Genomic DNA, 12,082 nt, shown 5'->3' on the forward strand with positions numbered 1-12,082 from the left:
AGCGATGATGGGATGTCAGGCAGCTCCGGCGCAGCTCTTCTATGAATTCAGCCTCGATGATCATGTTCCTGCTGACCATCTGCTTCGCGGCATTGATCGACATCTCGATCTTGAGGGAGTGCGGGCGCAGTTGAAGCCGTTCTACAGCATCACTGGTCGGCCGTCCGTCGATCCAGAACTCATGATGCGGATGCTAATCATCGGCTACTGTATGGGCATCCGGTCGGAGCGACGACTATGCGAGGAGGTTCATCTCAATCTGGCCTATCGTTGGTTCTGCCGCCTCGGGCTCGATGGCAAAGTGCCGGATCATTCCAGCTTCTCGAAGAACCGTCATGGCCGCTTCAGGCAAAGCGATATCCTGCGTCACATGTTCGAAACGGTGGTGGAGCGTTGCCTTGCTCAGGGATTGGTTGGTGCCGAAGGGTTCGCCGTCGATGCCAGCCTGATCGCCGCCGACGCCAACAAGCAACGTTCTGTCCCCGGCGCAGAGTGGGAGGCCAAGGACGAAGCCAGCCGCTCGGTTCGGGAATATCTGTCGGTACTCGATGATGCCGCGTTTGGCGCGGCATCGCCCGTGACGCCGAAGTTCATCTCGCCATCCGATCCGGCGGCTCAGTGGACTGGCGCACACAAAGGCCATGCCTTCTTCGCCTATGCCACAAACTACCTGATCGACACCGAACACGGTGTCATTCTCGATGTCGAGGCCACCCGTGCCATTCGTCAGGCCGAGGTCGGTGCGTCCCGAACGATGATCCAGAGAACGGAAGATCGGTTCGGCCTCAAGCCGGAATATGTCGTCGCCGACAGCGCCTATGGCTCTGCTGACAACCTTGCCTGGCTCTTCAAGGAAAAGAAGATCGCGCCACACATCCCCGTCTTCGACAAGTCGCAGCGGACCGACGGCACTTTCTCGCGCTCGGACTTCACCTGGGAGGCGGAGAACGATCGCTACATCTGCCCGGCCGGCAAGGAATTGAAGCAATTCCACCGGACTTACGAAACGCCGAGATCGGGCATTACCGCCGAAGGCACGCGGCTTTACAGGGCAAGGAAAGGCGACTGCGATGCATGCGAGCTCAAGCAGCGCTGCTGCCCGAAAATGCCGATGCGCAAGGTGCCACGCGATCTCAACGAGGATGCCCGGGACGTCGCACGAGCGATTGCCACCACGCCCGAATACGAGCAGTCGCGCCATCGCCGGAAGAAGGTCGAGATGCTCTTTGCCCATCTCAAACGCATTCTCCGGATGGCGCGACTGAGGCTGAGAGGTCCGTGTGGTGCCCGTGATGAATTCCTGCTCGCAGCGACCGCCCAAAACCTGAGGAGGCTCGCCAAGCTGAGGCCAATACGGCCGCCGCAAGGCGATGTTGCCGCCTGACGGCGGCATAGATGATATCCTGCGCCGAGGCGCGGGGATCGACAACGCGTAGCCTGCCGTCCAAAAGACCAAAACGGCAGGACGAGCGGCTAATCAATCGAGTTTTTCAACGATATCCGCCACAAGCGGACATTGACGTTGACCGGCAACCGATGTCATGCCAAGCATACGCGCGTCGGTTTATTCGACAGTGCTTCCCAACGGTGGAGGGAACCTCCCATGAGGCAGACAGTGCTCCTGCTTAGGCAGGCCGAACTCTAGGCGCACGAGCGCGAGTTCATTCTTTCGTTTGTGCGCCCCGCCCGAAGTTCCATCGAGCATCTGGAGCACACAATGCGAGCCACCGAGACCGCGCGCGAAAAGGGCGTTGAGGTTTACGACGTGGATTCCGGCATAGGCGGTCACTTCACTGTATCCATAATCCAAGACATGGAGAATGGCGTCGTCGTGGTCCGTATCTGGCAAGGGGAATTCACCGTTTCAGGATGGAAATCTTACGGCATCTTTGACGGTAAGACCTTTCAAATCCATCGCAGCAAACTCTTCAATCACCGCGAGATCTGCTGAAGCATGTCGACCACCTCCAGATCTTAGAGGTGGTCGATCCCTCCATCAGCAGGCGGCTCTTTTGGGCCGATGGCTGTGCTTCCATCGCCTTGATTTCGTGTGATATAAGTGTCTTTCAAGGCGTCGGATCGGAGGCGCAAATCGATGGGTGACCTACAGGCGGCGGTGTTTAAGTATGTGATGATCGTATCGATCGTCTTTACCTTTTACCTGTTCATCTCCGATCGGAAGGGCCAAGACAGATGGGCTTCACCATCGCTGTTCTTTTGCCTTTTGGTATCGCTAGGTGTCCCGCTGGTGTTTGGCATTAACGCCGAAGCAGGAATGAGTCACGTGCTCGCAAACACTGCGCCTGCTACCGCAGCTATCACGATATTGCTTTTTCCGATCCTCTTTCTTTATGTCCCGGTCTTGGTGGCAATGAGAATTGCTGAGCTTAGCGATCGGATAAAGTTCTATGTATCGGTACCGTTCTTCGTAGTGCAGGCGATCTATTTTCATGTCGCCGTGAATTACGGAACGTTCGATTGAACAATGCCGGATGATGCTCGCTCCCCTCGTACGGAACCGGGCAGCTTCGCGCCCCTAAGTCGGTCATAGAGCCATCTTCGCGGTTGCCGAAAGCAGACATCCTTATGACAGCGGCGTCACGTCGCGTGTGCGCCATTATTGCGGTCATTGCGGCCATCGCAGGACAACACCTTCTGCGACGACCGCAAAGTCAGGCAGACCGTGTCAGAAGTCGCTGATAGCAGAATAGCATTGGTCATGAGGTGGTCTTGGGGATTTTCGGCGCTGTTGGGGCTGATTGGCGCTATGAGCTTGCTTTGGTCGTTCTGCTCGCTTTTTGGCGGGAATTGGCGTTGTCCACGGCAACCCGAACAACCCTGGAAATGTCCGCATGACCGCAGATCGGGTCGCGTTGATCGACTGGGACGAGGCACATGTCGACGTCCCCGACCTTGACCTGGTACTGCCCGGCAACGCTGCTGATCTCGACGACGGCGCACATGACATCGCCGCGCAAGCGTCGGCCGCATGGGAAGCCGCCGTCTGCTGGAAGGACGAGTACGCAGTGGAGCGGCTTGCCGAAGTTCGAGCTGTCTGAGCAGTTCTGCGGATCGACAGAAGTGTCTATGCGGAACCTCCGGCGGCAACATTGCGCCAACAGCGGTCATTGCGACCGCAATATCCGCCGTCTAAGGTTGGGCCGCAAATCCAGGCAGGGCAGCGAGGCGACGATGTCATTTCCAGAAGAGAGACTTTGGGACCACCTTAATGACGGTTGGAGCCGGATGTCGTGGAAGCAGCGGAGCCTCTGGGACGCAATCAAGGTTGCCCCGGTGCAGTGGGAGCTAAGGGGATACGGCCCATGCTGGGTGGTGGCACTGCTTGGCGAGACCGTGATCTACTATAACCACTTCGAGCACGGCTTTAACCGCTCGGCGTGGTCGCGGTTAGGCGTCATCGATGATTATCAGGCACTTCAATGCGAGCTGGAGGATGCTGTACAGATGCAGCTTGCCAGGATCGAGAACGGTCATGATATTGGGCCTTGGACATCAGGAGCAATCCCCGGTGAAGATTCAAAGCCAGAAGAAGCTGAGAGGTGGCTCGGGAAATCTGCACAGCTAGGATAAGTGGAATTTCTGCCTGACTTCGGCTTAGATGCCGGGAACAGGAGAGACCATGACGAGACGACCGCGCCGGAACCACAGCCCGGCTTTCAAGGCAAAGGTGGCGCTTGCCGCCATCCGAGGTGAGCAGACGCTGGTGGAATTGTCCCAGCAGTTTGACGTGCACGCCAACCAGATCAAGCAGTGGAAAGAACAGCTCCTTGAGGGGGCGACAGGCGTTTTCGGCGATGAAGCGAAGACGGAACCGGCAGGCCCAACTGTGGACGTCAAAACACTGCACGCCAAGATCGGCGAACTGACACTGGAGAACGATTTTTTATCCGGTGCGCTCGGCAAGGCGGGATTGCTGGGCGGAAAGAAATGATCGACCGCGAGCATAAGCTATCCGTCGTGCGCCAGGCGAAGCTTCTCGGCTTCAGCCGTGGCAGTGTCTATTATCTGCCTCGTCCAGTGTCAGACGGCGATCTTGCCCTGATGCGCCGGATCGACGAACTGCATCTCGACTACCCCTTTGCCGGAAGCCGGATGTTGCAAGGGCTCTTGAGAGGAGAAGGGCTTGAGGCTGGGCGACTGCACGTCGGCACGCTGATGAAAAAGATGGGCATCGAGGCGATCTATCGTCGCCCGAACACATCCAAACCAGTGCCAGGTCACAAAATCTATCCCTACCTCCTGCGAAAGCTGGCGGTCACCCGGCCCAACCACGTCTGGGCAATGGACATAACGTATGTTCCGATGGCTCGCGGATTCGTCTATCTCTGCGCCGTCGTGGACTGGTTCAGCCGGAGGGTTCTGTCGTGGCGGCTGTCGATCACGATGGAAGCGGCCTTCTGCATCGAAGCGGTCGAGGAGGCACTTGCGCGTTACGGCAGGCCCGCAATCTTCAACACCGACCAGGGATCGCAGTTCACCTCCATCGACTTCACCGCCGTGCTGAAGAAGGCTGAGATTGCCATCTCGATGGACGGCAAGGGTGCGTGGCGGGACAACGTGTTCGTCGAACGGCTCTGGCGTTCGATCAAATACGAAGAAGTCTACCTCCACGCCTACAAGACCGTATCCGAAGCCCGCGTCGGCATTGGCCGATATCTGACCTTTTACAACAGCCGACGCCCACATTCATCCCTTGACCGGCAGACGCCGGATCAGGCCTACTTCAACGCGCTTGCACCAATGATGGTGGCGGCATAATCGAGGCGGAAATCCACTTAGCAAAACGCCCAAAACTGTTCAGACAGACCGAGCCACCTCTCTGACGCGATCCGTTCCGCTGGAGTTTGGCTTGGGCCGAATTACTGCAACTGGGCTTTGACGCGAGAACAGGCTCTTACAGCAATCGGATTACTGCGTGAGAAAGGCTTCATCATTATGGGTGGTGACGTCCTTTTTGGACCTCAACAGAACTATAGCCACACTTACGATAATTGGTTTTATGAGCCTTCTGACCCGCCGGTTCCGCGTGACGTGCCGTTGAGTGCACAGAAGGCTGTTTCCTACGTTACCAGTTACCGGGGCGATGGGGCCTTCTTCGTTCTCGTTCCCAGACGATTCGAGGCCGCAGGTTGAGTACCGTCTGAATGACCGCTCCGGGCCGGAAGCGGCCGCTGGTGGCATTTGCTACCTAATGCCGCATATTCGTTGAGCCTGTCCTTCTTGGAAGCTATCCCGCTGGCCGCCGCCCGCAAGAGCTACCGCAATTTCACGGTCGTCACCGATGTCGCGGGTATCGCGCGTCTCTGGCGGTTGTCGCCATCCAATATGACCTTCAGCGACTTCGAGTGACGGACGCCCTTGAAAACCCGAGTCAGAAATCACATCTCATCGCCATCACCCGTCTTTGATGGCCTGCCGCAGTGACTTCGTCGCGCGCGGTGCTGTCCGGGTTGCAAAGGGCGCTCTCCAGAAATGGATCGAGCGCCCTTTGTGTTTTGTGCCGCCGACCGGGTTCTAAGGCCATTCCGAAACAATCGAACAACTGTCCGATTCCGAAGGTATCAAACCTTGAACTCGCGCAAACTCTAGGGCCTCAGTGTCAGGATTGTCCTGGCAACGAAATTCATCGCCAAAGATATGCCTGCGGAGACATTTCGCCACCAGAAGTTGGACGTCTGTCGATGGATCACTGGAATACTTCTGAGCGTATTCCAGATAATTTGACGAGGCGAACAAATCTGGTGCTCCACCATGCAGCATCGTATTCCGAATTCTGAGGAGGGCATCCAAGCGCTTCTCCTCTATGTTCTCATTCAGCGTTTCCGCAATCCCCGACTTCATGCCAACGGCGAAGCTGGGACCGTTTTGCCCGAAGATTGCGTTGAGCGCCATGAAAAGGAGGAAGCAGCGGTCGGACTCGTCCATGAACCAAGCCCGGTAATAGTATTCGAGTGCTTTGCCGTGACGCTTGGTAAGTGGTGACGACCTTGCGAGGATGGCGGGGAGCTTGCCTAGCCAATTATGGTCTGCGTTCTCGATGGTGATGGAGCTTCCGATAGGCGGCGTATGCGGCCCGCTTGTAGACGTGCTGATCGATTGAGGGGCTGGAAATCGTAGATACCCTGTCACTACCTCGCGGAGGGTGAAGCCGTGGCGGTGTTGTTGATCCATAGCCAGTGCCAGCGCCCCGAGGACAACGCGGCGATCCCTTTTAGCCGCTTCCACCGACGCCGCTTTCACGACGACCCATCCGCCGACTTCTTTGGTTCCTAGATACTTTTCATTGAGCCAGTCCGCGCTCCCCTCTGTAAGGGAATGAACGTCGATGAGGGAGAAGTTTTCGCAGTCGAAGTCTGCCTTCACGGCCAGAGGGGTGATCGGAAACGCAGTGTAGTCTATGCGTGGCCGGAAGATCGCGGAATTTTCAAGGGCCGCTACGAGGGCCGACCTGCAATCTGCTGAGACTAATTCGTAAAGCGATCCATCGAAGTCTTCAGCTTTCGTTTCGCGCCAGATTATCGGATAGCGTCGATAGAGGAATTTCCGCAGCATCTCGGCGATGTCATTTAAGGAATGAGCAGCGAGATAAGATGGCCCCCTGCCTTTCAACATGATGGCGGGAGCGGTCAAAGCGGAAGGCTTCAAAAACAACCTGACGGTATAGTTGTGCTCTGAATGACCCGGAGGGACGACATCATACAAGACGTCGTCAATCATTCGGTCTGGCGCGCGCTTCCCAAAATATGCACGAAGAAGGCCGGTTATGAGTTCTTCCGCCAGGCTTTGGTAGGCTCGGCTGTTTCCTGATGACATCAGCTTTGTGCCTGTGTTTTTCGTTTGCCAATAAGACTTGAGTTCTGTGTTTTCGCTACTTTCTGCGGTCACAGCAATCAGTCAAGGCCACGAGATCATCTCTCCCCGGTGGAGGTGGTTATCGGCCGCGAACGTCCTTCTTGCGCTTCAGACCATCGTCTTTTGGAAGCTCATTCTCGCCAGTGTGTGGTCGTCACACCGCCGTCGAGCTCTCGGAGGCCCTGTTTTCGGAGAGAACGGGGTGGAGGGTATTTCTACCCTCCCACTTTGCCACCGCGGTTAACCTTTCGTGCACCATATTGTCGGTGCGGCGAGTTCCGCTTCTGGCTCATGATGACGCCTCCCCTCTCTCTCTCGAAACGTCTTCATACAATGACCAGTATCGTCACCAACAATTCCGCCATGGCCGCCCTTGCGGTACTTCGAGATGTTGACCACTCGCTCGGACGTGCCCAGTCCCTGGTATCCACGGGTCTTCGGGTCGCTTCTGCATCGGATAACGCAGCCTATTGGTCGATCGCGACGACCATGCGGGGCGACAACGGTGCGCTCTCGGCCGTGCAGGATGCCATCGGCCTCGGAGCAGCAAAGGTGGACACGGCGTATGCTGGAATGGAAGCCGCGGTAGACGTCATATCGGAGATCAAGAACCGCCTCGTCGCCGCTGCCGAATCGGGCGTGGACCGCGCCAAAATCCAGGAGGAGATTGAACAGCTCCAGGATCAGTTGCGGTCGATTGCCAACTCATCGTCGTTTGCCGGTGAAAACTGGCTCCTCGGCAGCGGCGGGCGCTATCTCTCGCACATGGACGGTTACAACCAGTACGAGGACGTGTTCGCACTCGCCGATGGTCCCAAGAGAGTAGTGGGCTCGGTACAGCGCGATGCGCAGGACAACTTCTCGGTCTCCACCATCGACCTGAACCTGACGACGAACGACGTGATATTCGCCAGAGCGAACCTCTACGGTGTCGACCTGAATGTCGGCATCGCGGACAAGGAAATCCGGACGGGCGGCGTTGCCGCCACCGACACGGCCGGCGACGACCGATGGCTCAAGATCATAAACTACAAGACGGATTGGGAAGAGGTCGGCAACCAGGTTTATTACGATGGCACCGACTATTACACCCGGATGGACGGGTTCTTCGTCAAGGCGCTCAACGATTCCGGAGAGGTCGATTTCGCGAATGTGTCGATCGCGATACTCGGCACGGACATCAGCGTCGCCGACCTCGATATCACCAAGCTCGACGAATACGGAGAGCGGTTCTTCGGAACGGAGGCCAAGGCTCCTGATGCGTATGCGGTTGACGTGCTTGTCTCCTTCGTGGATGGCCAGCTCCAGAAGGCGGTGAGCTCGGCCGCAAAGCTCGGTAGCCTGTCAATGAGGATCGGGATGCAGGACGACTACGTCACTCACCTGAGCAACGCATTGGACAGCGGCGTGGGACGTCTGGTCGATGCGGACATGAACGATGCCTCGACGAGGTTGAAGGCCTTGCAGGCGCAACAACAGCTGGCGGTGCAGTCGCTCCAGATCGCAAACTCGGATTCGCAGAACATCATGCAACTGTTCCGCTAGGGCTTCGAGGCCAATCAAGAAGCTGGGCAGTCAGCATGATTGAAGTAACCGCTCGATTCCCCTGGCGATAGTTCGGGGATGGACGTTATACCTGTGGGCCAAATCGCGGACGGATAATCCCGCACCAAGGGCCGCATGGATTTCGACACATTGCCGCTCGCTCAGCGCCCGTCGTCGTCCGGGTGATTTCCCCCTGGCTTTCGCCGCTTCGATGCCCGCGATAGTGCGTTCGCGGATCAACGACTTCTCGAACTGGGCTAATGCGGCCAAGATGTGAAAGATCAGTTGCCCGCCCGCCGACGAGGTGTCGATGCACTCCGTCAACGAGAAGAATGCGATGCCCCGTCGCTTCAGGCTTTCGATTATGGAAATGAGGTGCCGGATTGATCTTCCCAGGCGGTCCAGTCGCCACACGATCAATACATCCCCCTTCCTCAGGGCTCTCAACATCGAAGAAAGACCGCCCCTCTTATCCTGGCCTCCCGAGACTCCGTGATCCTCGAATATGCGGTCGCATCCTGCCGCTCGGAGCGCATTCCTCTGCAGGTCCAGATGCTGGTCAACTGTCGAGACCCTTGCGTAGCCGATCCTCGCCATCGTCCCCCTGAATCCTTCCATTTCTATCCCGCCACGCCACGACTTGACAGAAACGAACGGTTTAGCGGGTCAGTCATTTCAGAGGCGCGATCAACTCTCGAATTCAATATTGGCAAGGGGTTATGCATAAAACGAAGTCTTCCAAAGCCGTCGTGACAAAACCGTTCGTTTCTGTCTGATTAGGCGTGGCTTTGTTGAGACCGCGTATCTCGTTTGACGATCTCATCCGGCGAATGACCGACACCTGGTTGGAGAACGTCGGCAAAGCGGTGACTGCCGATGCGATCTGCCGCTCGGTGCACGGCATGCTCGGAATCAACATGGCTCTTATCGTCGTGGACATGCAGGCCAAGACCCCGCTGGATTGGCGGCTGGACTTCATTCACAAATATGGGATTCCGACCAGTCTGGCGGACAGCGTAAAGTTGCAGCAGGTACAAAGTCTGCGCGATTTCCCCGGTGCCGCCTCGATCACGCAGGTCCTGGCCGAGGCCTGTAAGAAGATGATTGCCGACGGTCGCCCATCCGTCAGGAAGATCGACCAACGCGTATGGCGTATCAGGATCATCGGAGACTGCATTGTCCTTCCCGATCCAGCAGGGTCGTGGTGCGTCGTTCTCGTAGAGGTTCATTCCCTATCCGCGGTCGGACACGATGCCCGTCACGACGATATCGACCTGGCAATCATTCAGTTGTCGCGTGAAGGGCTGTCCGCCCGTGAGATCGGTAAGCTGATCGAACTGTCACCGCGGACGATCGAACACCGCATCGAGAAGATGAAGGCGCGTGCTGGCGTGAAGGGGATAGTGCCTCTGTTGATCATGAAAACTTGACGTTTGCGGTCCGTAGTTGAGTTTACCTTATGCGATGTAGGCGTCGTGAGTGCGGTCCGTCAGCAAGCGTCCAGAAGCCGCGCCACGTAATTCTTCGAGAATTTCCACAAGGTCAGGATCGGTTGCCACGAAACCACCAGCACGACGAGGGTCGTGAAGGAAATCAGGACGCGAAGCAGAAATTCGTGTGCCTGGCGGACACATGTCGTCTTCCAGTTGACCATATGCCGGTTCAGTCTCGTAACGATAAGGAGTTCGGCTACCAACCGCGCACCCAGGCCTTTTCCGGACCAAATTCTCGCGTACTCGACTGCGTCTATCCTGTGATGCACCGAAACACGAAAGGTCCTGAACGCCCACCACGCTGCGCCGATGAGATAGGCGGTGGTGGCGAAGAACAGCAAGAGCGTCACGATCTGAAGTGGAAGCGGAAGTTTGACGAACGTCTCACCGTAGAAGGCCGTGCAGATCGGTAGCGCGATAGGCACAACTGCCGCGACGGCGGCAAGATAGATAGAGGCCTTGCTTTCGGCCCCGACCCGACGCTCCTTTTCAGCGGCTGCCAAGCCTCGTGCTTCTTCAAGTGCGAGATCGGTATCTTGGCTCCAGTCCGCAGCGCGTATGACCGCGACGTCTTGGTCGTCTTCCTTGTTCCGCGCCTCGGTCTGCGCCGCGGTGAGCCGCGGTACACGCGGCCATAGGAGATCGGCGAAAACCGTCATTTTTTGGCGATCTCTTCGAGTTCATCGACGATAGCCGCCGATATCGGAAGGCCGGTTCGGTTTTCGATCCAGGCCCATTGGCCGTTCGGGTTGCACTCGAGGAACCAGTATTCGCCGTTGACGTCGCGGATCAGGTCAATAGCACCGAACCGAAGGTTCAGCTCCTCGACCAACGCGACGCATTTGTCCTTTATCGGCGCGGGTAGCGTGATGGCTTCGTGTAACAGTTCGGGATTGGAGCCCCGCCGCCAATCGACGCGCGAGACCTCCGTCGCCTGCGAGTGGATCGCGACCGCGAAGACATGGCTTCCCACCACGGTGACACGTATGTCGGCGTCTTTGATTATCTCCCGTTGATAGATGGCGGGACATAGGGAAATCGCCGACGCATCTTCGGGGAGAACTCCCGCCAAAGCGGAAGTGAAGACTATGCTGCCTGGACCTTCCTCGGAAACAATCGAAGTCTTCAAGGGTTTGCCGACCACCGGCCCGGATTTCATGAGGCGATCGACCTCTACGAAATCATTGGTGATAACTCCCTCGGGTATCCTGAAGCCGATCCTGACCGCCGCGATAAGCTGACGAGGTTTGTCCTCGGCGAGCATGATATAGGCTGGATGCGAAAACCACCTCTTTCCGACGAAGACATAGATGGATTTCAAAAGGCCGTTCCACTCTCCCGCCGCATATTCCCAGTCATGCGGTGCGACATCCGCACGTGGTTTGGATGGTTCTTCCGGTCGCCGGAAATAAGCCGCGAGGACATTCTCGAGCCGCTGTGTCCGTTCCCCAAGTCGAAGCGTGAAAGAGCCATCGAGAGGGTTTATGGTAACGCGGGCTTCGGCAATAGTCTCGGTATTGAGACGCAGATACGGCAGGTCGCGGCGCTTGAGCTCGCGGACGATGTAGTCAGTCGTGAGGTCGCGCCGGTTCGTTACAATGAGAAACGTCATCGAGCCTAGACCAGGAGTTTTCCGGAGGCTCTCGTGTCGTCGCTTTCCAGTTGCGCGTGGGTCTTCGTGGCGAGCTCAAGGGTCATCGCCGGAGAGGCGGCGCGATCATCGGATTCCTGCACGCCGTCACTCTTGGTCGCCAGTTCGAGCATGGAGAGCCGCTTTTCGTCGTCAGCTTCTTGCTGGGTCATAGTTTTCGTCAGGACTTCAACTTGCGATCCAGCAAGGTCGATCAGCGGTCTGCTGCCGCTTGGGGTCGCTACTACCCACATGTCGTCACTCTCGGAATAGGAGCCTTCAATCTCCATCTCACCGGTCCGTTCGATCGCGAAACGGTGAAGAAATGGCTTGACGCCAACAACGAGCGTATTTCCATCCATGGCGTGTCACCCCCGGTGAGTTCGTCTCGAAATTCGTAAGAAAATAGCGGCGCAAACAACTTTTTATTGCTTGAATATTTGGCGGTGATCAGAAGTAAAATCAACTGTTCCCTATCGGCTCGGGGGCGTTTGCGGCCGATAATCAACATGGTTTTCCCATGTTTCGACTAGGCTCTGAA

The 12,082-nt window shown here is 57.0% G+C and carries 13 protein-coding genes and 1 pseudogene; 9 read left to right on the plus strand and 5 right to left on the minus strand.

Features of this window, described 5'->3' with window-relative positions:
• The first annotated feature begins 4 nt into the window (after nt 1-4).
• The 7 genes and pseudogenes from JL39_RS24915 to JL39_RS32845 all read left to right on the plus strand — a co-directional run bounded on the left by JL39_RS24915 (nt 5) and on the right by JL39_RS32845 (nt 5,370).
• Complete coding sequence (locus JL39_RS24915) at nt 5-1,384, plus strand: IS1182 family transposase (RefSeq protein WP_037157019.1); 1,380 nt, start codon at nt 5-7, stop codon at nt 1,382-1,384.
• Between the two features lie 333 nt (nt 1,385-1,717).
• Nucleotides 1,718-1,951, plus strand: a complete 234-nt coding sequence (locus tag JL39_RS24920; protein ID WP_037157021.1) for a hypothetical protein — start codon at nt 1,718-1,720, stop codon at nt 1,949-1,951.
• A gap of 144 nt (nt 1,952-2,095) precedes the next feature.
• Entirely contained in the window at nt 2,096-2,482 is a 387-nt protein-coding gene (locus tag JL39_RS24925) for a hypothetical protein (protein WP_037157023.1), read from the plus strand.
• A gap of 331 nt (nt 2,483-2,813) precedes the next feature.
• Nucleotides 2,814-3,059 (plus strand): annotated as a pseudogene (locus JL39_RS24930) (aminoglycoside phosphotransferase); the annotation flags it as partial.
• A gap of 133 nt (nt 3,060-3,192) precedes the next feature.
• On the plus strand, nt 3,193-3,591 hold the full coding sequence (locus tag JL39_RS24935) for a hypothetical protein (RefSeq protein WP_052183096.1): 399 nt from the start codon (nt 3,193-3,195) through the stop codon (nt 3,589-3,591).
• Nucleotides 3,592-3,640: 49 nt separating this feature from the next.
• Nucleotides 3,641-4,779 (plus strand): IS3 family transposase gene (locus JL39_RS24945; RefSeq protein ID WP_200884002.1). Its coding sequence is split into 2 segments (ribosomal slippage): nt 3,641-3,899 and nt 3,899-4,779, totalling 1,140 coding nucleotides; the frame shifts between segments, so codons are not numbered across the junction.
• 462 nt (nt 4,780-5,241) lie between these two features.
• On the plus strand, nt 5,242-5,370 hold the full coding sequence (locus tag JL39_RS32845) for a hypothetical protein (RefSeq protein ID WP_280114096.1): 129 nt from the start codon (nt 5,242-5,244) through the stop codon (nt 5,368-5,370).
• Nucleotides 5,371-5,535: 165 nt separating this feature from the next.
• Here JL39_RS32845 and JL39_RS24950 read toward each other — a convergent pair whose 3' ends face one another.
• Nucleotides 5,536-6,906, minus strand: coding sequence for a hypothetical protein (locus JL39_RS24950; protein ID WP_152601257.1), 1,371 nt, complete (start codon nt 6,904-6,906; stop codon nt 5,536-5,538).
• Between the two features lie 300 nt (nt 6,907-7,206).
• Between JL39_RS24950 and JL39_RS24955 the strand changes: the two genes are divergently transcribed.
• Nucleotides 7,207-8,418: a flagellin gene (locus JL39_RS24955; RefSeq protein ID WP_037157032.1), complete on the plus strand. Its 1,212-nt coding sequence runs from the start codon at nt 7,207-7,209 to the stop codon at nt 8,416-8,418.
• Between the two features lie 30 nt (nt 8,419-8,448).
• On the opposite strand, the gene JL39_RS24960 is transcribed toward JL39_RS24955, so the two are convergent.
• Nucleotides 8,449-9,036 carry a recombinase family protein gene (locus JL39_RS24960; protein WP_081952976.1) on the minus strand — a complete coding sequence of 196 codons (588 nt, stop codon included), beginning with the start codon at nt 9,034-9,036 and terminating at the stop codon, nt 8,449-8,451.
• Between the two features lie 212 nt (nt 9,037-9,248).
• On the opposite strand from JL39_RS24960, the gene JL39_RS30630 reads away from it, so the two are divergent.
• Complete coding sequence (locus JL39_RS30630; protein WP_052183097.1) at nt 9,249-9,848, plus strand: AsnC family protein; 600 nt, start codon at nt 9,249-9,251, stop codon at nt 9,846-9,848.
• A 59-nt stretch (nt 9,849-9,907) separates the two neighbouring features.
• On the opposite strand, the gene JL39_RS24970 is transcribed toward JL39_RS30630, so the two are convergent.
• Genes JL39_RS24970 through JL39_RS24980 form a run of 3 tightly spaced genes read right to left on the minus strand, consistent with a single transcriptional unit; the run spans nt 9,908 to nt 11,903 of the window.
• The gene (locus JL39_RS24970; RefSeq protein ID WP_037157034.1) at nt 9,908-10,570 is read right to left on the minus strand and encodes a hypothetical protein; all 663 of its coding nucleotides are present in this window, start codon (nt 10,568-10,570) and stop codon (nt 9,908-9,910) included.
• Nucleotides 10,567-11,523, minus strand: a complete 957-nt coding sequence (locus tag JL39_RS24975; RefSeq protein ID WP_037157036.1) for a hypothetical protein — start codon at nt 11,521-11,523, stop codon at nt 10,567-10,569. Before JL39_RS24975 ends, JL39_RS24970 begins: the two co-directional genes overlap by 4 nt.
• 5 nt (nt 11,524-11,528) lie before the next feature.
• Nucleotides 11,529-11,903 (minus strand): hypothetical protein, encoded by a 375-nt coding sequence (locus tag JL39_RS24980; RefSeq protein ID WP_052183098.1) that lies wholly within the window; start codon nt 11,901-11,903, stop codon nt 11,529-11,531.
• Nucleotides 11,904-12,082 lie beyond the last annotated feature (179 nt).

Source organism: Rhizobium sp. YS-1r (assembly GCF_000757525.1).
Lineage (GTDB): Bacteria > Pseudomonadota > Alphaproteobacteria > Rhizobiales > Rhizobiaceae > Neorhizobium > Neorhizobium petrolearium.